Origin of the sequence: Acinetobacter seifertii, from assembly GCF_000368065.1 — a bacterium.
In the GTDB taxonomy this organism is placed as follows: domain Bacteria; phylum Pseudomonadota; class Gammaproteobacteria; order Pseudomonadales; family Moraxellaceae; genus Acinetobacter; species Acinetobacter seifertii.
The window spans coordinates 206783-228678 of record NZ_KB851200.1 but is presented as its reverse complement, the minus strand read 5'-3'; the positions used below and the strand labels follow the sequence as shown (position 1 = coordinate 228678).

Below are 21896 nucleotides of genomic sequence, written 5' to 3'. Positions count from 1 at the left end.
GGCTGGGAGAATATAAGTTCATCCCAGCCCTTTCTTTTATCTTTCTACTTTCAAAACAGCTAAGAACGCTTCTTGTGGAATTTCTACACTACCCACTTGTTTCATACGTTTCTTACCTTCTTTTTGTTTAGAAAGTAATTTCTTCTTACGAGACACGTCACCGCCATAACATTTTGCTAGGACGTTTTTACGCATCGCCTTAACGGTCGAACGAGCAATAATTTGCGCACCAATGGCAGCCTGAATTGCCACATCAAACATCTGACGCGGAATCAAGTCTTTCATTTTTTCAACTAGAGCAATACCACGATGACGAGCATCATTACGGTGACAAATCATAGCCAAGGCATCAACCTTTTCACTATTAATTAGCACATCAACCTTAACTAAAGATGAACTTTCAAAACGTACAAAGTTATAGTCTAGCGATGCAAAACCACGTGAACATGATTTAAGCTTGTCAAAGAAATCCATTACGACTTCAGCCATTGGAATTTCAAAAGTAATCGAAACTTGATTACCTAAGAATTTCATGTCTTTTTGTACACCACGACGCTCAATACATAAGGTCATGACATTACCTAAGTATTCTTGCGGCACAAGAATGTGACATTCAGCAATTGGCTCACGTAAATCTTCAACAACTGAACCATCTGGCATTTTAGATGGACTATCGATATAGATCGTCTCACCTTTTTTGGTAACAGCTTCATAAACTACTGTTGGTGCAGAGCTAATTAAATCGAGATCGTACTCACGCTCTAAACGCTCTTGTACGATTTCCATATGCAACATGCCCAAGAAACCACAGCGGAAACCGAAACCAAGTGCATCTGAACTTTCAGGTTCAAAGAACAAGGCAGAATCGTTAATTTGTAATTTCTGTAATGCTTCGCGGAATGGTTCAAAGTCACTTGAATCGATTGGGAAAAGACCCGCATAAACCTGCGGTTTAACCTTTTTGAAACCTGGTAACGTTGCAACGTCTGGTGTAGTCGCAAGTGTAATGGTATCACCTACTGGTGCACCAAAAATGTCTTTAATACCTGCAATAACAAAACCTACTTCACCAGCTTCAAGAATATCTGTTTCAGTATGCTTAGGATTAAATACACCAACAGAAGTTACTGGATGAGTTTGTCCTGTCGACTTAACCAACATTTTGTCGCCCTTACGGATACGACCTTGTTTGATACGAACAAGAGAAACTACACCTAAGTAGTTATCAAACCATGAATCGATAATTAACGCTTGAAGTGGAGCTTCACGGTCACCTTCTGGTGCCGGAATAACATCAACTAAACGCTCTAATACACCTTCAACGCCTAAACCTGTTTTTGCTGAACAAGTCGGTGCATCTGTCGCTTCAATCCCGATAATTTCTTCAATTTCATGAATTACACGTTCAGGTTCAGCCTGCGGTAAATCAATTTTATTCAAAATAGGAAGAACTTCGAGACCTTGTTCAATAGCTGTATAACAGTTTGCAACTGATTGTGCTTCTACGCCTTGCGCAGCATCAACAACCAATAATGCACCTTCACATGCAGCTAACGAACGAGAAACTTCATACGAGAAGTCAACGTGCCCAGGTGTATCAATAAAATTAAGCTGATATTCCTGCCCATTTGGATGGGTGTAATACAATGTCACAGACGCTGCTTTAATGGTAATCCCACGTTCGCGCTCAAGCTCCATTGAGTCCAAGACCTGAGCTTGCATCTCACGATCTTGTAGGCCACCACACATCTGAATGAAACGGTCAGCTAAAGTAGACTTACCATGATCAATATGAGCGATAATCGAGAAGTTTCGGATATTTTTGATATCAACGGATTTTTTAGCTTGCGCCATGGGCTACCTTGAGAAAATATAAAGTGCTATGTAGCTTGTTTTAATACATAGCCAAAGCGGTTTAACAAATTGCGAGAGATTATAGCAGATTGCAGAAATGAAAAAGATATAAATTATTTCTTTTAAAAAAAGCTTTTAAACTTCTTTATGTAACCAAGTAATGTTCTTTAAAGAAAACTTAAATTAGTACAACTTCAGCTCAAACTTAAGTAAGTTGTCAGATACCGTATTGTTAGTATGATTAACTGTTTTACCAATTAATTCAAATCCAAGATTATTTACAACTTGCTGAGATTTAATGTTCCATTCAAATATTTCAGCCCAAATATATTTTATTTTTTTCTCAAATAAAAGTTCTTGCTTCAAATGCTGAATTATCCCTGTAAGTGCTTCTTGCATATAACCAATACCCCATGCTTTAGGATGAAGCTCATAACCAATCACTACAGCAAAATCATTATCAACTTGCTTGATGCTATTTACACCACATGTTCCCAACATAGTTCTATCTTGTTTAAGGCGGATAGCATGCCTAAAACCTATACATGTCTTCCATTTTAGATGCATTTTTTCAATCAAAACTTCCGCTTCTTCTAAGGAAACAAAAGGTTTCAAATCATAGAATTCAAGTACTGTTGAATTTGAAAATAATTCAAAAACAGATGTTTTGTCACTTTCCTCCAGTTCACTTAAAATTAGTCTAGAAGTTTCAATCGAAAATAAATGCTCCAAATTTTGATCTCTCTTAATGGCTTCTATATGAAATAGTAAAATCTAAAGGATTTATACTTGAATCAAGGGGCTTGTAGGCTTGTGTAAAAGTTGGTGACATCCGTTTTGGTCGGCCTGATGCAATTTCAATACATGCCCATTTGGTATTCCCAACAAATAAAACTGCCTGATCAGAGGGACGATAAAAAACATACTGGCGAAATGAGTAAAGCGCATTGATATCATCTAGCCATGTCCGCAATATAATTTCTTCGCCTTCAAACGCAGCCTTACGGTATTGCACATGATGCTCAACAGCAACCATTGCATGTTTAAGTTCAAGGTATTTGGTTACACCTACCCCTAATGTTTCAACATGAGCAGCAGCAACATCTTGCATCCATTGGACATACATTACATTGTTAACATGGCCCAAGGCATCAATATGCTGTGGCTGAACCTGAATATGCAAATCGAAAATACTGCTCACAAAACACCCACTTTAATCATTAAACCTAAAACCACAATTAAATTAGCTAGATTGAACATTATGCCGAATACAAATAATAAAAAACCACCCATTTTCAGGGTGGTTCATTTTTAAATCATTTTACTGAATGCGTAAACCAAGCATTGCTCGTTGTCCTTGACGAATGATTCCAACACGTGCGACCGTATTTTTTTGTAAGTTAGAAACAACTTTTGCAAAATCTTGGCTATTCAAAATTTGAGTATTATTAACCTGAATAATCACGTCACCCGGAATAATATTTGACAATGATGCTAGTCCACCACGGCGAACATCTTGAACATAAATACCACCTTTTACGCTCAATGCATTTTTCTCTGGCTCAGCTAAATCACGAATACTCATGCCTAAAACCGGACCTTTAGAGGCAGAAGTCTGAGCACCTGTAGCTGGTGTTTCATCTGGTGCGGTTGCCAAAGTTGCCGAGATATTACGAGTTTTATCATCACGTAATACTTCAAACTGAACAGTTTGATTTGGCTGTACTTTGTTTAAAGCATAGAGCAAATCACTTGTGCGTAGTACAGAAGTTCCATTAAGTTTTAAAATCACATCACCAGCTCTAAGCCCTGCTTTTTGAGCAGGTGAATTTGGCGTAACTTGTGTGATAAGAGCACCTTCTGGTTTAGGTAATTTGTAGGCATCAGCAAGGTTACGATCAATATCTTGCATCATAACGCCTAAGTATGAACGAGTAACCTTCCCTTTGGTTTTAAGCTGTTCAGCTACATCCATCGCAACATCGATTGGAATAGAGAAAGACAAGCCCATATAACCACCAGTACCACTAAAGATACGTGAGTTTACTCCGACTACTTCACCGTTTTGATTAAACAATGGACCCCCTGAGTTACCTGGATTTAAAGCCACATCTGTTTGAATAAACGGTACAGAGGTTTCACCACTCATATTTCGTGATTTAGCACTGACAATACCTGCTGAGGCTGAGTAATCAAAACCAAATGGTGAACCAATCGCTAAAACAGGCTCACCGACTCGTAAGCGGTCAACATTACCCACTTTTAAAGCCGGATAATTATTCCCATTCACTTTTAATAAGGCAACATCGGTACGTTCATCACTACCAACAACAGTTGCATCAATTTCACGACGGTCGTTTAAAGTAATACTAATGCGGGAAGCATTTTCAATCACATGATGGTTTGTGAGTAAGTAACCATCTTTACTAATAAAGAATGCACTACCGTATGCGGTTTTTTCTTGAGGACCTTGTTGCTGTGGAATGATGACCTGATTACCAAAGAAACGTTTTAAAATTTCAGGAACTTGCTGTTGCAACAGTTCATCCTGAGTCATTTTTTTTACGACATTTACACTCACCACAGCTGGACTAACTTGTTCAACGAGGTTTGAAAAATCAACAGCAGCGTTTGCCTGAACAGCGGCAACTGTAAATACCGCTGCATACATTCCTTGTTGTAAATAGCGAGATTTCATTCGGTGCTCACCCACAATTGGTCTACGAGAAATAAGAATAAAACTTTTGTATCACAATGCTTTGGAATTGTGCGTAACAATATGTTTACTTATAAGACATCATGATCACGTTTATTTTACACATTGCAATTTTTTAAGGTAATTGCAATTTTTCTGTGACTTAGAGCGCTTAAGCTCTTGCCTTTTTAGGTAAAAAGGGGTGTCATTAGCGGACGTTTTAAATTGATGCGAATGGACATGCCTAATCAACAGACAATTCACCACTTTGACGTGATTATTGTGGGCAGTGGCGGTGCTGGTTTAAGTCTGGCTTTATCGTTACCAAGTCATTTTAATATTGCAGTTTTAGCCAAAGCTGCTTTGACTGAAGCAAGTACCTTCTATGCACAAGGCGGTGTTGCTGCTGTTCTTGATGAAACTGACTCTATTCAACAACACATTAATGACACGATGATCGCAGGTGCTCATTTATGTGAAATAGATGCAGTTCAACATACTGTAGAAGGCGGTCGCCCTTCTGTTGATTTCCTTTTAGAGCAAGGTGTTCAGTTCACCTTAGATGAAGATGAGCAACTTCACTTAACGCGTGAAGGTGGGCACTCACAGCGCCGCATTATCCATTCTGCTGATGCTACAGGCAAAGCCATTTCAACCACATTGGTTGAACGCGCCAAACAACGCGAAAATATTACTATTTTTGAAAACTATATTGCGATTGATTTAATCACGTCGCATAAATTGGGTCATACAGATCAGGTAAATCGCGCTATTGGTTTGTATGCCTTAGACGAAAACACTGAAAAAGTTCATACCTTCCTTGCACCATTTACCGCACTTGCTTGCGGTGGTGCGATGAAAGCTTACCTTTATACGTCTAACCCTGATATTGCTACAGGCGATGGTATTGCGATGGCTTACCGCGCAGGTTGTCGTGTTGCGAATATGGAATTTAACCAGTTCCATCCAACCTGCCTATACCATCCACAAGCACGTTCTTTTTTAATTACTGAAGCGATGCGTGGTGAAGGTGCTTACTTACGCTTGCCTGATGGTGAACGTTTTATGCTTCGTTTTGATGATCGTGCAGAGTTGGCTCCTCGCGATATTGTGGCACGTACCATTGACCACGAAATCAAGCGTCTCGGTATTCGTCATGTATGGTTAGATATTACCCACAAATCACCTGAATTTATTAAAGAGCACTTCCCTACACTTTATGCACGATTGCTTGAGTTAGGTATCGACATTACCAAAGACATGATTCCAGTAGTGCCAGCAGCTCACTATACATGTGGTGGTGTTGTAGTTGACTCAAATAGTCAGACCGATATTGAAGGTCTATATGCAATTGGTGAAACCTCTTATACAGGCTTACATGGCGCAAACCGTATGGCAAGCAACTCATTACTTGAGTGCTTTGTTTACGGCATGAGTGCAGCAAAAGACATCGAAAATAAGTTTGATGAAAACTTCAAATTACCAGAAGTACCAACTTGGGATGACTCTCAAGTAACCAACCCAGATGAAGATGTGGTGATTTTACAAAACTGGGATGAGTTACGTTCAACCATGTGGAACTACGTTGGTATTGTAAGAACTACAAAACGTTTAGAGCGTGCTTTACACCGTATAGAGATGTTAAAGCGTGAAATCACTGAATATTATCAAGATTATCGTGTCAGTAAAAACCTGATTGAACTGCGTAATCTTGTGCTCGTTTCTGAGATGATTGTTCGCTGTGCCATGCACCGCAAAGAATCACGTGGACTACACTACACGCTCGATTATCCAGAAACTTCAAAAGAGATTCGTAAAACTGTTTTAACTCCTCCAACTTTTACAGTAGAACAACCATTGGTTAATACCGAAATTTAAACTGTTCTTCTTATAAAAAAAGCACAGCTCTTGCTGTGCTTTTTTTGAATTTAATATTCATGGTCTAGGTGGAATTGAATAAGTTGCGGTTACATGCGCTACTGGTTCATCTAATCCTACTGAATAAATCCATACCTCACCCACGACAAGACTCTTTCCGACTTTCATGAGCTTACATTCGCTGCGTAGATCTTTATCACCTGCGGGTTTTCTAAGAAAGTTAATATTAAAATTCGTCGTTACCGCCAAACCAACAATTCCAATTTCACCGAGTATTGCGATATACAAAGCAAAGTCTGCCAAAGTCATCATGGTAGGTCCAGATATGGTACCACCCGGACGTTGATGTCTTTGATCGACATGATAATAAACGACAGCAGCTTTAGGCGTGACTGATTCAATCGTGCAATGTTCAAGACTTGGGGGAAATTCCTTTTCAAGAAACGCTATAATTTCTTCTTTTGAACTTTTCATCCTTGTTTTTCTTCGATTTAAGAACAGTATTCAAAATAGCATAAAATATTGTTCAATATGCTCTATGTTCTTTTTAAGCAGATTTGTCATTATTTTTAACCACTCCCACAAATATGAGAGTGGCTTTTATTATTTATCCTAAATATTGTAAGGCTTGCTCAAACACCTGATCAGGACTTTGCGTAGCATCTAAACGTTTAATACGTTCAGGTTCAGCTTTCCATAAGGTCTCATAACCTTCGCGAACTTTAGTAAAGAAACTTAACTTTTCTTGTTCAAAACGGTCTAAAGCTCCACGCTCACGTGCACGGTTCATACCGAGTTCAATCGGTGCATCTAACCAGAAAGTCACGTTTGGCATACGTGAAACAAAGTTCTGATTTAAAAGCTGTAATTTATCTTGGCTTAAACCACGACCCGAACATTGGTAAGCAAAGCTTGCATCGGTAAAGCGATCACTTAAAACAATTTTGCTAGACTCTAGAGCCGGCAAAATCACTTGTTGTAAGTGTTGCGCACGTGCCGCATAAATTAAGAGTAGTTCAGTATCGTGACTCATATTTTCATCATGATTTACCGCTAAAAGCATTGAACGTATTTGTTCTGCTAAAGGCGTACCACCTGGTTCACGGGTTAAAACAACTTGTTTACCTTGCTCTTCAAAATGCTGATGAATTTTTCGAATGAGTGTAGTTTTACCTACCCCTTCCGTGCCTTCAAAGCTAATAAACATCTTTTTTCCTTATTTCTTCGATCTCAACACGGATAAGTACTCTTGTACCGCTTGATTATGAGCCTGTAAATCTGCTGTAAATTTATGACCGCCATTACCAGTTGCCACAAAATAAATATTATTTGAGTCATCTGGATGTAATGCTGCTTCAATTGCCTTTTGACTAGGTAAAGCAATTGGTGTCGGCGGTAAACCATTAATAGTATAGGTATTATATGCAGTTGGTGTACGTAAGTCTTCGCGAGTAATCTTGCCTTTATAGTTATCACCCATTCCATAAATCACGGTTGGGTCAGTTTGTAAACGCATACCAATTTTCAAACGGCGCACAAATACACCAGATACTTGCTCAAGCTCACTATCTACACTTGTTTCTTTTTCAACAATTGAAGCCATAATTAAAGCTTCATACTTATCTTTATAAGGTAAGTTTGGTGCACGATTTGCCCAAGCAGTATCTAAGGCTTTCATTTGATGATGATATAAAGCGGTGAGGATTTTTTTATCAGTCTCACCTTTTGCAAAGAAATAAGTGTTAGGCGCAAATAAACCTTCCGGATGATGATATGGAATTCCTAGCGCCTTCATGAGCTGATCATCAGGTAAATCGAGTATTGTATTTTTTACATTTTTATCATTTTTCAAAGCAGTAATAAGCTGTTTAAAGGTCGTACCTTCAATCACCAAAACACGGTTCATCTGAGCATTATCAGCATTAGACAACATCTCTAATACTTGCCTTACGCTCATCCCTTGTTCAATTTCATACACACCAGCTTTCATGCTGTCATGAATCATAAACTTTTGATAAAGCTTTAATACGATAGGAAAGCTAATTTTGTCTTCTTTTGCTAAACGATCAATAAAACCAGAATAAGTTTCCCCAGATGTAATAGATAACATCTGCTTTTTCCCTTCAACAGGATAAGCTTTAAATAAACTTGACCACAAAATAGCAAAAATAGAAATTAAAACAATAAAAAAGCCAATCAGCACCAACTTTTTAGGAAAATGAGATGCTGTTTTATTGCCCTTTTTTTTAGCATTTTTTGCTTTCGCGTTCACAGGTGGCTTCGGCATATTAATGAATCTGATTCAAGTTAAGGATATGAAATAAATCTATGCATGCCTGTGAATCTAGAGTTTGTTCACCTATTTGAGTAACTACTCGCATTGGATGTAAAGCATTACAAAAGAATAGACTCTGTATTTGTGGCACTTCATCTAATTCAATTATTCTGACTTCGCAGGCAATTCCATGGTGCTGCATACGCGCCAGAATTTCTGCACGCATCACACCGTGGACGCCATTATAGCGAAGTTCCGGTGTAATCCATCTATCATTTAAACGAATAAAACAATTACTGCTTACCCCTTCAACAATATAACCTTGTACATCAGATACTAATGCTTCTGCCCACCCTTGTTGATCTGCTTCTTTTTTTAGCAGTACCTGTTCCAGACGGTTTAAAGATTTAAGTCCAACTAGACTTGGCATGGTTAAACCCAAGGCCTGATTTAAAACCCCACACTTAATAAAGTCTGGTCGGAACTGATCTAATGCTTTTGGATAGAACCAGACATAAATATCTGCTTCATGCTTTGGCAAACTATAACCACGGTCACCTTCACCACGGCTAATTACAATTTTTAAAGTACCATTGAGTACAAGGTTTTGTTTATATAGATGCTGTAAACTCTGTTCAATGAAGTCAAAGTTTGCAGTTAAAGCTAGTTTTTGGGAGGCAAGTTTTAGACGTTCCCAGTGTCGAGCCTTAAGCTCAACCTTATTTTGAAAAATACGAATTGTGGTAAAGCATCCATCCCCATAATGAAATGCTCGGTCTAGTAACGGAATGGTTTCAACAGGTTGACCATTTTTAAAACACCACATGCTTAATCCGTCCTTTCTTAAAAACCGCCCAACAATACAACACCTTTCATTTAATTAATAAATGACTGATTTTAAAAAATTATACCGATTTAATCAGCACTTTTGAAACTTGTTATATATCAAGATTTAAGAATAGTTTATCCATTTTTTATATTTCTATATTTTTCATATTAAATTCGTTTTTTATTATTTTTTTAGAATAAAGACTAGCGCTATTCTGCGTTCATGTTTTGAACATTTCGTATTTTTGAGGGGTTATCTCATGCGTTTTTCTCAATTAAAAGTTGGGGTTATTGCTGCGCTTCTTTCTGTTTCATCATTTGCAGCACAAGAATTTTTAAACGTTTCTTACGATCCTACTCGTGAGTTATATACAGACTTTAATAAGCAGTTTGGTGCTTATTGGAAACAGCGTACTGGTCAAGATATTCAGTTTAAGCAATCACACGGCGGTTCCGGCAAACAGGCTCGTGCAGTGATTGATGGCTTAAATGCTGACGTTGTGACATTAGCACTTGCAGCTGATATTGACGAAATTGCTGAAAAAGCAAAATTGCTCCCAACTGATTGGCAGAAGAAGTTACCGCAAAACTCTACACCATACACATCAACAATCGTATTTTTGGTACGTAAGGGTAATCCTAAACAAATTAAAGACTGGGGTGACTTAATCAAACCAGGTGTAGAAATTATTACACCAAACCCAAAAACTTCTGGCGGTGCTCGCTGGAACTACCTTGCAGCTTGGGCTTGGGCAAAACATCAACCAGGTGGTAACGATGCTAAAGCACAAGAGTATGTCCGCCAAATTTATAAGCACACTAAAGTTCTAGATTCGGGTGCACGTGGTGCAACTACGACTTTTGCTGAACGTGGCATTGGTGATGTGTTACTTGCTTGGGAAAATGAAGCTCATTTAGCTGTTCGCGAACAACCGGGCAAATTTGAAATTATTACCCCGTCTCTTTCGATTTTAGCTGAACCACCAGTTGCTGTTGTTGAGAAAAACGCTGCCAAAAAAGGCAATCTCACCATCGCGAAAGGTTACCTCAACTACTTGTACTCACCTGCTGGCCAAGAAATTGCAGCACGTAACTTCTACCGCCCTCGTAATGCAGCTGTACTCAAAAAATACAGCAATGTATTTAAGCCATTGAAACTCGTAACAATTGATAAAGAGTTTGGCGGTTGGACAAAAGTGCAAAAACAACACTTTGATAATGGTGGTGTTTTCGATCAAATCGTGAAAATTAATAGTGCAGAGAAGTAATTCTTTGTACTAAGGATAAGGAGAACAGACATGACTCACTCTGTAATTGTTCCAGGTGTAGGTGGAAGTGAACATCAACATTGGCAATCTTGGTTGCAGCGTCAACTCGTGTCTAGTTCTCGTGTTGAGCAAAAAAACTGGGATAGACCCGTATTAAGTGAATGGATTGAACAATTTGTTAAAACAGTTCAAGCGGTACAAGCACCCGTGCAAATTGTTGCGCATAGCTTCGGTTGCTTAACCAGTGTTGCTGCTTTAGCTGAGCATCCTGAGTTACAAGCTCAGGTTAAAAAACTAATTTTGGTTGCTCCTGCAAATCCGGCACGTTTTGGTGAAGCTGGTTTTGCTCGCCATAGCTTGACTGACTACAAAGATTATTTTCATCAGTTAAAAATTAATGTGCCTACAACACTACTGATTAGTGAAAATGATCCTTGGTTAGATTTTTTTGATGCTTTACAACTTGCTAAAGCTTGGCAATTAAATCCTATTAATCTTGGAGAAGTCGGTCATATTAATGTTGCTTCCGGTTTTGGCCCATTCCCTGATTTACTGAACTATCTACTTCCTGAAGACTCGATGTGTAGCCACTCATCTATTGATCCGGTAAAGACACATTTCTCTTTGAAATTTGCTTAATACCCAGCTTTATACCGCGCCGTTTATCTTTATTTATTCGCTTACTGGTTTCAGCAGGCTTTTCTCTTTGAGGAAATATCATGTCGCAGCGATCCCGAGTGCTGCCTGGGTTTGGTCTATCATTGGGCTTCACCCTCGCCTACGTTTCTTTTATTGTGCTTATTCCATTAGCCGCAGTCTTTATCAAATCATTTGGAATCGGATGGGACGGACTATGGGAAATTTTAACCTCTGAACGTATTTTAAAATCACTTCAATTGAGCTTTAGTTCAGCTTTAATTGCGGCGTTTATTAATGTTGTTTTCGGACTACTTTTAGCTTGGTGCCTTGTTCGTTATAACTTTCCCGGAAAACGTCTGGTTGATGCTTTAGTAGACTTACCTTTCGCACTTCCAACAGCAGTTGCAGGTATTGCGCTTACTTCACTTTATGCACCCACTGGCTGGATTGGTCAATATTTAGAACCACTCGGTATTCAGGTTGCCTATACACCGATCGGAATTACGCTAGCTTTAGTATTTATTGGTATTCCTTTTATTGTTCGAACTGTTCAACCCGTACTAAGCGATATCGAAACCGAGCTTGAAGAGGCTGCTTCTGCACTTGGGGCAAATCGCTGGCAGACGATTACTAAAATTATTTTGCCAATATTACTACCTGCTCTATTTACAGGCTTTGCTTTAGCATTTGCTCGTGGCGTGGGTGAGTATGGTTCTGTAATTTTCATCGCAGGTAACCAGCCGTTTAAAACAGAAATTGCCCCACTCATGATTATTTCTCGCCTTGAAGAATATGACTATGCAGGTGCAACCACCATTGCAGCGGTCATGTTGGTTCTCTCTTTCATTATTTTATTTGCCATTAATTTACTTCAAGCATGGGCAAACCGTCGTACAGGGAGAAATATCACATGAACCTACATACCGACAGCAATGCACTTGCTTTGAAGTTACAGTCTCGTGATGCGACTCGTGAACCGACTTGGGTACGTTATACGCTCATTACAGTTGCACTGATTTTCTTTCTTAGTTGCTTAATGCTGCCACTTATTTTGGTTTTTGTTGAAGCATTTAAACAAGGCCTTGAAGTTTATGTTCAGGCTTTAATTGATCCAGATACTTTGTCAGCGGTGAAATTAACATTACTCACCGCAGCGATTGCAGTTCCAATTAACGTGATATTTGGTATTGCCGCAGCATGGGCTGTTTCTAAGTTCCAGTTTAGAGGTAAAGCGATTCTAACCACCATTATTGATATGCCTTTTTCGGTTTCACCAGTTATTGCAGGTTTAATGATTGTACTGATTTTTGGTGCTCAAGGTTGGTTAGGCGGCTGGTTAATGGACCATGACATCAAGATTTTATATGCCGTACCTGCGATTGTATTAGCAACTATCTTTATTACCGTTCCTTTTGTTGCACGTGAGTTAATTCCACTGATGGAAGCTCAAGGAACAGAGGAAGAAGAAGCAGCAATTGTGTTAGGTGCTTCAGGCTGGCAAACCTTTTGGAAAGTCACTCTGCCTAACATTAAGTGGGGTTTAATTTACGGCGTGATTTTGTGTAACGCGCGTGCAATGGGTGAGTTTGGTGCAGTATCAGTGGTTTCTGGTCACATTCGTGGTGAAACCAATACCCTGCCACTTCATGTTGAAATTTTATATAACGAGTACACCTTCAGTGCAGCCTTTGCCGTGTCCTCATTACTTGCTTTCTTAGCCTTATTAACACTGGTATTGAAAACTTGGTTAGAACTGCATCAAGACAAACCAGAACCGCATTCAACTGATTCGTAAGGAATGAAATCATGAGTATTCAAGTTAAGAATATTGAAAAACACTTTGGTGCATTCCATGCGCTTAAAAATATTTCCCTAGATTTTCCAGAGGGCGAACTGGTTGCGCTACTCGGACCATCTGGCTGCGGTAAAACCACACTACTTCGGATTATTGCTGGATTAGAATCAGCTGATGATGGTCAAGTGCTGCTTGAAGGCGAAGATGCAACTAATGTCCATGTTCGCGAACGTCAAGTTGGCTTTGTATTTCAGCACTATGCTTTATTCCGTCATATGACTGTATTTGACAATATTGCTTTTGGTTTACGTGTTCGCCCTCGTGCGACCCGTCCTTCGGAAGCTGAGATTAAAAAACGTGTTACTCGTCTGCTTGACCTAGTTCAACTGGGCTTTTTAGCAGACCGCTACCCTGCTCAGCTTTCTGGTGGTCAACGTCAACGTATTGCTTTAGCTCGAGCACTCGCTGTAGAGCCTCGTGTGCTATTGCTTGATGAACCATTTGGCGCACTAGATGCCAAAGTCCGTAAAGAACTACGTCGCTGGTTACGCAACTTGCATGACGAATTGCATATCACTTCAATTTTTGTAACCCATGATCAAGAAGAAGCTCTTGAAGTGGCTGACCAGATTATTGTGATGAATAAAGGTAACGTTGAACAAATTGGTTCACCACGTGAAGTCTACGAAAAACCTGCAACGCCATTTGTATTTGATTTCTTGGGTCAAGCAAATCGTTTTGAAGGTGAACATGCTGGCGGTATTATCCGTATTGGCAATGATCGTATCAAATTACCGACTACAGTTCAGGCACCGCAAGGAAAAGTGATTGCTTTTGCCCGTCCGGATGAGTTACATATTCATTCGCAACCACAGGCAAATACAATTGAAGCAACTTTTGTACGTGAAGTCTGGATTGCTGGAAAAGTAGTGGCGGAATTACAAGATCGTAATGGACGTTTAATTGAGATTGCTCTGAGCAGTGAAGCTGCAAAACAACATGCATTTAAACCAAATCAAACTGTTTGGGTCAGTGCATCTCAACTTCATCTATTTGCAGATCAAGTTGCTTAAGGAATTATTTGGTGAGGAATCATGTCGCGGAATTTAAAGCCGTTCCTCACCTCTTTCGAGGAAAAGTGTAAATGAACTTTCAACAATTAAGAATTATCCGAGAAACAGTACGCCAAAACTTTAATTTAACGGAAGCATCTGCCGCGTTATACACCTCTCAATCAGGTGTCAGTAAACATATTAAAGATTTAGAAGATGAATTAGGTGTACAACTTTTCGTTCGTAAAGGTAAACGTTTACTTGGTTTAACTGAACCAGGCCAATCACTACTTAGCATTGTAGAGCGTATGCTTGTAGATGCGGAAAATATTAAACGTCTTGCCGATGACTTTAATAAAGTGGATGAAGGTACACTCACGATTGCAACAACGCATACTCAAGCACGTTATGTACTACCCCCGATCGTTAATCAATTTAAAAAGCTATTCCCTAAAGTACATTTGATTTTGCAACAAGCCAGCCCTGTTGAAATTGCAGAAATGCTATTACAAGGTGAAGCAGATATTGGTATTGCGACAGAGTCTTTAACAACTGAAGAAAACTTAGCAAGTATTCCATACTATCAATGGCAACACAGTATTATTACTCCGCAAGATCACCCGCTTGCAAAGCTCAATAAGATTGATCTTGATGCTTTATCTGAATATCCGCTAATTACTTATCATGGTGGTTTTACAGGTCGTTCAAAAATTGATAAGGCATTTGAAGATGCCCAAATTGATGCAGATATCGTAATGTCTGCGCTTGATGCCGATGTTATCAAGACTTATGTAGAACTTGGCATGGGCGTCGGAATTGTCAACGATGTTGCTTACGATGCAGAACGTGACTATCGTTTAAAACAAATTAAAACTGATATCTTTGGTGTTAACACCACATGGATTGCTGTTCGTAAAGGCCATTTATTACGTGGTTACGGTTATGAGTTTATTTCTTTATGCTCACCCGATGCTGACATTAAAGCCCTCAAGAAAATTGCTTATCCAGATGAATAAAAATTAAGAATAAAATAAAAGAGCTGAATAGCTCTTTTATTAAGTTCAAAAAAAAACGAGCCGAAGCTCGTTTTTTTATATTTATTACCAGAAGAAGTTCACACCAACTTTACCCACTGGTAACCATTTGTATTTGTCATCGTTACGGATTTTGTTTTCTTGATCATCTAAAGTCTTACCTAGAGTACGACCATCGCTACCAATTAATGCATCATTATTTGAAGCTAAAGTTACTTTAGGATTACCAGTATAATAGGCACCGACTTCACCAAATACGCCCCAGTTTTTATTGATTTTAGGTGCGAAACCAAAACCTACGTAAGGAGCAATATCGTTATCATACTTTAGATTACCAGCGATATTTACCCCATTAGCACCCCCATTAAAACGATTTCCATCAATTTCAACAGAAGCATTCGTACCTACTTTTTTAGTCAAGTCATATTGACTATCAACATATGCTGCTCCAGCAGCGATATATACGCCTTGCGCCCAACGATTAGTACTTGCACCCCATGGACGAATCTCAGCATTTAAATATGCTAATTTATTATCCATATCCATGTCATACTTAGTACCATTGATTGATAAATCATCAGACCAAGAAATATCACCACCGTTATAACCCAATGCTAAACCAACGTATGGGTTTGCTTGCCATAATAAAGCACCACCATAGCCTGTAGTACCAACTTCAGCACGAGCGCCTACTGGAATTAATTGGTTCTTATCGAATGCATAACTGTCATGAACAACAGCTTCATCTGCCATTGCAGCACCAGCAGCAAGTAAAGCTGTAGTTGTCACTAAAACACGTAATACTTTCATCGTTTTCTCCTCAAGAAAAGGCTCTGTTTTTAATTTTTCAGCTTGTGACAAAAATTATATTCAAGAGCATAGAGTCTTTTTTATACAAAAACTGCTAGATTTCTGTTATTTTTTGATACAAATTGAGTTAAATTTTTATTTTCAAATCATTTTTGTGTAAAAAACACTTGATTATCTAATAAGCTTTTCCACTTTAACTCTCGCTTAAAACGTAACACGTTTTTTCAAAGATTCTTGTCACAAATTAGTGTAAAATCTTTAAAATTTTTTATGGAAGGAAGATCATGTCTCAGCTTTCTACGATCATTGAGCAAGCATTTGAAGACCGCGCAAACTTTACTGCAGCAGATTGCTCAAGCGAAATTCGCCAAGCTGTTGAAGAAGCAATTGCTGGATTAGATAACGGTACACTTCGTGTTGCAGAAAAAATCAATGGTGAATGGGTTGTTCATCAATGGTTAAAAAAAGCTGTTTTATTATCATTTAAACTAAATGACAATAAACCAATCGAGTCATGTGATCTTCGTTTCTACGACAAAGTTGAAACTAAATTCTCTGGTTGGACTGAAGAGCAATTTAAAGCTGCTGGGGTGCGTGTTGTGCCTCCTGCTGTTGCTCGTCGCGGTAGCTTCCAAGCTAAAAATGTGGTGTTAATGCCATCTTATGTCAACATTGGTGCTTATGTAGATGAAGGCACAATGGTTGATACATGGGCAACTGTAGGTTCATGTGCTCAAATTGGTAAAAACGTTCACTTGTCTGGTGGTGTTGGTATCGGCGGCGTTTTAGAGCCTTTACAAGCTAACCCGACAATTATTGAAGATAACTGTTTTATCGGTGCACGTTCTGAAATCGTTGAAGGCGTAATTGTTGAAGAAGGCTCAGTTATCTCAATGGGCGTTTTCATCGGTCAATCAACTAAAATTTATGACCGCGAAACTGGGGAAATCCATTACGGTCGTGTACCAGCAGGTTCAGTTGTAGTTTCAGGCAGCTTGCCATCTAAATGTGGTACTTACAGCTTATATGCTGCAATCATCGTGAAAAAAGTTGATGCAAAAACACGTGCAAAAACTAGCTTGAACGATTTGTTACGCGCTGACTAATTTGTTATAACTCTCTTGCGGAGCCTTAATCGCTCCTCATCTCTACGATCAACACTGATCGTAGAGATTTTATTTTTTATATAATGTGGTATTTCTAGAATGGCTTCCTTACGTTCCTCTGCAATTCCTGTCTCTGACCCTGCGTCTGGTTTACGCATTACCGAGATTTTTTACTCGTTGCAGGGTGAAGCAAATGCCTCTGGTCTACCGACTGTATTTATTCGTCTTACAGGCTGTCCTTTACGTTGTACATATTGCGATACTACCTATTCTTTTGAAGGTGGTGAACGTTTATCACTTGAGCACATTATTGAAACGGCTGAAAAATATAAAACGCCTTATATTTGTGTGACTGGTGGTGAACCTTTAGCGCAGCCAAATTGCTTAATTTTATTACAACGTTTATGCGATGCTGGTTTTGACGTTTCTTTAGAGACCAGTGGTGCCCTTGATGTCTCAAAAGTAGACCCTCGCGTTTCTAAAGTCCTCGATTTAAAAACTCCAACTTCTGGTGAAGAACATCGTAATCTCATCAGCAATCTTGACTATCTAACCTCACATGACCAAATCAAATTTGTGATTTGTAACCGTGAAGATTATGAATGGTCAAAGCAACAAGTTGAACAATATCAACTGCAAACTAAAGTCAGTACCGTTTGGTTCTCCCCTGCTTTTGCAGTTGAAAAAGGTGCTGTTGGCCTACCACGTTTAGCACGTGATCTGGCACAGTGGATACTGGACGATAAAATGCCTGTTCGTTTCCAACTACAGTTACATAAACTGCTTTGGAATGATGAATCAGGTCGTTAATCGCTCAATAAAATAAATTATTCCGAATATGGAGAAAAATATGCGCCCTCGTGCCATTGTTTTACTTTCAGGCGGCTTAGACTCAACCACTTGCCTAGCTTGGGCACAAGCGCGCTATGAATGTATTGCTATTAGTTTTATGTATGGTCAACGCTCGACCACTGAACTTGATGCAGCAAAAGCATTAGCTCAACGTGCTGGTGTTGAACATCGTGTTATTAATATCGATTTAGCGAATTTAGGTGGATCTGCACTTACAGACCATAACATTGCGGTACCAGAACAATTACAAGAAGGCATTCCTGTAACTTATGTACCAGCACGTAACACAATTTTCCTTTCATATGCCTTAGCAGCAGCCGAAGTATTCAATGCTGAAGCAATTGTGATTGGTATCAATGCTGTTGATTATTCAGGATATCCTGATTGTCGCCCAGAATTTATTGATGCTTTTGCCAATATGGCTCGTTTAGCAACAAAAGCTGGCGTTGAAGGAAAACCACTTAAATTTGAAACACCCCTGTTACATTTATCCAAAGCGAATATTATACGTTTAGGGATTGAACATGGCGTAGACTATAGCCAAACGGTATCTTGCTACCAAGCAGATGCTCAAGGACGTGCGTGTGGCAAGTGTGACAGTTGCCGTTTACGTAAAGAAGGCTTTATCGATGCTGGTGTTACCGATCCAACACGCTATATACCGCAATAAGTAGGTAAAATTTATGAAGTTGTTAAAATCAAATCTTATTCTTTCATCTTTATTCTCAGCAGTTGCACTTATGGCTGGTTCAGCTCATGCAGCTGAAAACCCAGTTCAAGCGGCATATAAAAGCACTAACGTTAAAGGTGCATTAATCAACGTTTGTAAAGACCAAACTGCAAAAGGCGGTAAATTAAGTTCAGCTGAAGTTAGCAAATTCTGTAGCTGCCAAGTTGATGCTCAAGGTAAAGTAACTGAAGCTCAAAAATGGGAAATTCAAAGCGCAATCAATGCGAAGAAAAGCCCAAGCTCTTTAGCTTTTGTACAACAACAAAACCGTGATCTTAAAGCATGTTTTGGTCCTCAGTTAACAACTAAACTTGAAAAGTTAACTGAAGATGCGATGAAAGCAGCTCAACAACAAGCTCCTAAAAAATAAGCTTTTATTGAGTCAAATTAAGCCTGCATTTATGCAGGCTTTTTTATAGCTCTGTTAAAATAACACTCATTTAGTCATTCGAAATAAACCATGCAAGAACAATGGAAAACCAACGCAACTGATAAAAAGTCTATTGTCTCATTTAGTGGAGGTAAAGACAGCTCTCTTGCTCTCTACCAGGCTATGAAAACTGGCAAGGTAATGGGTTTAATTGTTATGCTGGAAGAGCATGGTCAACGTTCTCGTTCGCATGCAATGCCACTTGATATTATTCGAGCACAAGCGCAAGCAATTGGCTTACCCATATTTATGGCTTCATCTAGCTGGAATGACTATGAAAGTAAATTCATTAGCTTACTGAATGAAGCCAAACAAAAAGGTGCAGAGGTGTTGGTTACAGGTGATCTAGATATGCCTGAACATGGTTGTTGGCATGACCGTGTCACTCAAACAGTGGGGCTTAAATTAGGCATGCCACTCTGGCTACGTCCCCACCGTGAAGTTGTTGAAGAGTTCATTCAATTTGGATTTAAAAGTGTAATTGTCACTGTTAATCTTAAACTAGGAATGAAAGTAGAAGATTTAGGTAAAACTTTAACTTTAGAATATATAGAAGAGCTTGAAAACCGTGGTATTGATCCATGTGGTGAGGGCGGCGAATTCCATACCACTGTCATTGACGGTCCAATTTTTAACAAAGCTATTCCTGTAAGAAAACTCGATATTGTTTATCATGAAGAATATGCTTTTCTACCACTTGAATTAGATCAAATTTAACTTTTAAAGGATAAGAAATGTCTGAAAATATTCAACTGCCAAATCAAGTATTTCCTACTACACACGGCGAAGTTAATTTAGCTGAAGTCGATAATGAATGGCTGATTATTTACTTCTACCCTAAAGATTCAACACCAGGCTGTACCACACAAGCTGTCGGTTTTTCTTGTTTAAAAGACCAGTTTGATGCTTTGGGCGCTCGTATTTACGGTGTCTCTCGCGACTCAGTAAAAGCTCATCAGAACTTTACTGAAAAGCAGGCACTGACTATTGATCTGATTAGTGATAAAGAAGAAGTGCTCTGTAATCACTTTGATGTCATTAAAGAAAAGAATATGTATGGTAAAAAAGTAATGGGTATTGAACGCTCTACTTTTATTTTCCATAACAAAACTTTAGTTAAAAGTTACCGCAAAGTAAAAGCTGCTGGGCATCCTGAACAAGTTCTAGAAGACTTAAAAACATTACAATCAGCTTAATAAACTTAAGTAGAGAAAAGCGAGTCTAATACTCGCTTTTCTCATGTACAAAAATCACTCAACCAGTTCAATTGGGAGTATGATAAAAAATATTAAAATAATTCAAATGAAGGATGACTATGAGTCTACTAAACTTTTCTATTTTATCGGTTTGTAGTCTTATTTTAACTGCATGTTCTGTGAACTCTTCGAGTATGCCTCCGACTCTTAGCTCTTCTACTCCACAAATTCAGAAATCCCCTATAGAAATAAGCTGCCAAGATTTACAAAACCCTGCCTTTCAACAAGCTATTCTTAAAACTATTAATCAAATTCGCCAGCAATCACGCCAGTGTGGTCAGCAGTATTTTTCTGCAACTACGCCACTGAGTTGGAATAATAATTTATACCAAGGTGCACTCTCTCATAGTCAAGATATGGCAACACATAACTTTCTTGGACATGTTGGATCAACAGGACTAGATTTAAAGTCACGTTTAAAACTTTATAATTCACTTGGTAAAGCCAATGGTGAAAATGTTGCGAGTGGACAGAAAACTTTAAATGAAGTAATGACAAAATGGCTAGCAAGCCCTCTACATTGTAGTAACCTAATGAACTCTAAGTTTACAACTTATGCAATCGCTTGTGCTTCGGATCAGTCCGCTAAACAAAAGAGTTACTGGACACAACAATTTGGTACACGTTAAAAGGAAAAATGATGCAATCTGGTTCGATTACCCCTATTTTAAGAATTTTTGATGTCGCGTTAGCTCAATCATTTTATCTTGATTTCTTAGGCTTTCAGCTTGATTGGCAACACCAATTTGAAGATAACTTTCCGTTGTATTTACAAATATCCAAAGACGATTGCATCATTCATCTCTCTGAGCATTTTGGAGATGCGAGTCCTCATAGTGCAATCCGTATTTATTGGGAACATATTTATGAGTTACATAGTGAACTCAGTCAAAAAGATTATAAATTTTCTAAACCTCAGGTTGAAAAAACAGATTGGGAAACACTTGAACTCAGCATCACCGATCCTTTTTCCAACCGTATTATTTTTTGGGCAGATGCTTAATCATTCAGTCCGCTAATATTTGATAATGGAATACTTTCGATATGACCTTCCATTTCCCATCTTCAAACACAAATGTAAGTGCATCATAAAAATATTTAGGGTGGATAACGCATTCAACATGGACTAGCGCCAACCGTTCATGAATCAAATTGATTGAACTGATTTTATCCTGTCGTGTTTGTTGCTTTGAAGCTGGAGAAATCCGACTCGCAACAATCGGAAAATATTCAGCCATGCTAAGTCGTAGTACGGGTTGCTCGGTTACATTGATATATATAGCATCAGGATGAAAAACATTATTTAGAAGTTGCACATCACAAAAATACAAACCATCAAAATATTGCTCTAGTTGTTTCTGAATCTCAGTAATAGGATTATTTTGCATTTTACG

General features: G+C 38.7%; 25 protein-coding genes. 15 read left to right on the top strand and 10 right to left on the bottom strand.

What is annotated here, in order from left to right; genetic code table 11:
- Window positions 1-36 precede the first annotated feature (36 nt).
- The 4 genes from lepA to F985_RS08395 all read right to left on the bottom strand — a co-directional run bounded on the left by lepA (window position 37) and on the right by F985_RS08395 (window position 4552).
- On the bottom strand, window positions 37-1854 hold the full coding sequence (gene lepA, locus F985_RS08410) for a translation elongation factor 4 (RefSeq protein WP_004699962.1): 1818 nt from the start codon (window positions 1852-1854) through the stop codon (window positions 37-39).
- Window positions 1855-2037: 183 nt separating this feature from the next.
- Window positions 2038-2586 (bottom strand): GNAT family N-acetyltransferase, encoded by a 549-nt coding sequence (locus F985_RS08405; protein WP_004699960.1) that lies wholly within the window; start codon window positions 2584-2586, stop codon window positions 2038-2040.
- 13 nt (window positions 2587-2599) lie between these two features.
- On the bottom strand, window positions 2600-3055 hold the full coding sequence (locus F985_RS08400; protein WP_004699958.1) for an acyl-CoA thioesterase: 456 nt from the start codon (window positions 3053-3055) through the stop codon (window positions 2600-2602).
- Window positions 3056-3175: 120 nt separating this feature from the next.
- Window positions 3176-4552 carry a Do family serine endopeptidase gene (locus tag F985_RS08395; protein WP_004699956.1) on the bottom strand — a complete coding sequence of 459 codons (1377 nt, stop codon included), beginning with the start codon at window positions 4550-4552 and terminating at the stop codon, window positions 3176-3178.
- 231 nt (window positions 4553-4783) lie between these two features.
- Here F985_RS08395 and nadB point away from each other — a divergent pair, with 231 nt between their 5' ends.
- Window positions 4784-6427 (top strand): L-aspartate oxidase, encoded by a 1644-nt coding sequence (gene nadB, locus F985_RS08390; RefSeq protein ID WP_031944433.1) that lies wholly within the window; start codon window positions 4784-4786, stop codon window positions 6425-6427.
- Window positions 6428-6484: 57 nt separating this feature from the next.
- Here the strand turns inward: nadB and F985_RS08385 are convergent, their stop codons facing one another.
- The 4 genes from F985_RS08385 to pabC all read right to left on the bottom strand — a co-directional run bounded on the left by F985_RS08385 (window position 6485) and on the right by pabC (window position 9528).
- Window positions 6485-6901 (bottom strand): PaaI family thioesterase, encoded by a 417-nt coding sequence (locus F985_RS08385; RefSeq protein WP_004699951.1) that lies wholly within the window; start codon window positions 6899-6901, stop codon window positions 6485-6487.
- Window positions 6902-7034: 133 nt separating this feature from the next.
- Window positions 7035-7634 carry a dTMP kinase gene (gene tmk / locus F985_RS08380; RefSeq protein WP_004699949.1) on the bottom strand — a complete coding sequence of 200 codons (600 nt, stop codon included), beginning with the start codon at window positions 7632-7634 and terminating at the stop codon, window positions 7035-7037.
- Window positions 7635-7643: 9 nt separating this feature from the next.
- A complete protein-coding gene (gene mltG, locus F985_RS08375) occupies window positions 7644-8714 on the bottom strand; it encodes an endolytic transglycosylase MltG (RefSeq protein WP_004699947.1) in 1071 nt (356 codons plus the stop codon).
- A gap of 1 nt (window position 8715) precedes the next feature.
- The gene (gene pabC, locus F985_RS08370; protein ID WP_004699945.1) at window positions 8716-9528 is read right to left on the bottom strand and encodes an aminodeoxychorismate lyase; all 813 of its coding nucleotides are present in this window, start codon (window positions 9526-9528) and stop codon (window positions 8716-8718) included.
- Window positions 9529-9790: 262 nt separating this feature from the next.
- Here pabC and F985_RS08365 point away from each other — a divergent pair, with 262 nt between their 5' ends.
- The 6 genes from F985_RS08365 to F985_RS08340 all read left to right on the top strand — a co-directional run bounded on the left by F985_RS08365 (window position 9791) and on the right by F985_RS08340 (window position 15300).
- The gene (locus tag F985_RS08365) at window positions 9791-10798 is read left to right on the top strand and encodes a sulfate ABC transporter substrate-binding protein (RefSeq protein WP_004699943.1); all 1008 of its coding nucleotides are present in this window, start codon (window positions 9791-9793) and stop codon (window positions 10796-10798) included.
- Between the two features lie 30 nt (window positions 10799-10828).
- A complete protein-coding gene (locus F985_RS08360) occupies window positions 10829-11437 on the top strand; it encodes an RBBP9/YdeN family alpha/beta hydrolase (protein WP_004699940.1) in 609 nt (202 codons plus the stop codon).
- An 80-nt stretch (window positions 11438-11517) separates the two neighbouring features.
- Window positions 11518-12351 (top strand): sulfate ABC transporter permease subunit CysT, encoded by an 834-nt coding sequence (gene cysT, locus F985_RS08355; protein ID WP_004699938.1) that lies wholly within the window; start codon window positions 11518-11520, stop codon window positions 12349-12351.
- Entirely contained in the window at window positions 12348-13232 is an 885-nt protein-coding gene (gene cysW, locus F985_RS08350; RefSeq protein ID WP_004699936.1) for a sulfate ABC transporter permease subunit CysW, read from the top strand. Before cysT ends, cysW begins: the two co-directional genes overlap by 4 nt.
- Window positions 13233-13243: 11 nt before the next feature.
- On the top strand, window positions 13244-14305 hold the full coding sequence (locus F985_RS08345) for a sulfate/molybdate ABC transporter ATP-binding protein (protein ID WP_004699934.1): 1062 nt from the start codon (window positions 13244-13246) through the stop codon (window positions 14303-14305).
- 71 nt (window positions 14306-14376) lie between these two features.
- Window positions 14377-15300, top strand: a complete 924-nt coding sequence (locus tag F985_RS08340; RefSeq protein WP_004699933.1) for a CysB family HTH-type transcriptional regulator — start codon at window positions 14377-14379, stop codon at window positions 15298-15300.
- Between the two features lie 84 nt (window positions 15301-15384).
- Here the strand turns inward: F985_RS08340 and carO are convergent, their stop codons facing one another.
- Entirely contained in the window at window positions 15385-16128 is a 744-nt protein-coding gene (gene carO, locus F985_RS08335) for an ornithine uptake porin CarO type 2 (protein WP_004699932.1), read from the bottom strand.
- 284 nt (window positions 16129-16412) lie between these two features.
- Here carO and dapD point away from each other — a divergent pair, with 284 nt between their 5' ends.
- From dapD to F985_RS08295, 8 genes are all read left to right on the top strand, one after another.
- Window positions 16413-17234, top strand: coding sequence for a 2,3,4,5-tetrahydropyridine-2,6-dicarboxylate N-succinyltransferase (dapD, locus tag F985_RS08330; RefSeq protein ID WP_004699931.1), 822 nt, complete (start codon window positions 16413-16415; stop codon window positions 17232-17234).
- A 99-nt stretch (window positions 17235-17333) separates the two neighbouring features.
- Entirely contained in the window at window positions 17334-18044 is a 711-nt protein-coding gene (gene queE / locus F985_RS08325) for a 7-carboxy-7-deazaguanine synthase QueE (protein ID WP_004699930.1), read from the top strand.
- Between the two features lie 40 nt (window positions 18045-18084).
- The gene (gene queC, locus F985_RS08320) at window positions 18085-18756 is read left to right on the top strand and encodes a 7-cyano-7-deazaguanine synthase QueC (RefSeq protein WP_001247780.1); all 672 of its coding nucleotides are present in this window, start codon (window positions 18085-18087) and stop codon (window positions 18754-18756) included.
- A 13-nt stretch (window positions 18757-18769) separates the two neighbouring features.
- The gene (locus F985_RS08315) at window positions 18770-19186 is read left to right on the top strand and encodes a hypothetical protein (protein WP_004699929.1); all 417 of its coding nucleotides are present in this window, start codon (window positions 18770-18772) and stop codon (window positions 19184-19186) included.
- Between the two features lie 90 nt (window positions 19187-19276).
- Entirely contained in the window at window positions 19277-19963 is a 687-nt protein-coding gene (locus F985_RS08310) for a Dph6-related ATP pyrophosphatase (protein ID WP_004699928.1), read from the top strand.
- Window positions 19964-19980: 17 nt separating this feature from the next.
- Window positions 19981-20442, top strand: coding sequence for a peroxiredoxin (locus F985_RS08305; protein ID WP_004699927.1), 462 nt, complete (start codon window positions 19981-19983; stop codon window positions 20440-20442).
- 119 nt (window positions 20443-20561) lie between these two features.
- Window positions 20562-21131 carry a CAP domain-containing protein gene (locus F985_RS08300; RefSeq protein WP_004699926.1) on the top strand — a complete coding sequence of 190 codons (570 nt, stop codon included), beginning with the start codon at window positions 20562-20564 and terminating at the stop codon, window positions 21129-21131.
- 11 nt (window positions 21132-21142) lie between these two features.
- Window positions 21143-21505: a glyoxalase superfamily protein gene (locus F985_RS08295; protein ID WP_004699925.1), complete on the top strand. Its 363-nt coding sequence runs from the start codon at window positions 21143-21145 to the stop codon at window positions 21503-21505.
- A gap of 4 nt (window positions 21506-21509) precedes the next feature.
- Here F985_RS08295 and F985_RS08290 read toward each other — a convergent pair whose 3' ends face one another.
- Window positions 21510-21890, bottom strand: a complete 381-nt coding sequence (locus F985_RS08290) for a nuclear transport factor 2 family protein (protein WP_004699924.1) — start codon at window positions 21888-21890, stop codon at window positions 21510-21512.
- Between the last annotated feature and the right edge of the window lie 6 nt (window positions 21891-21896).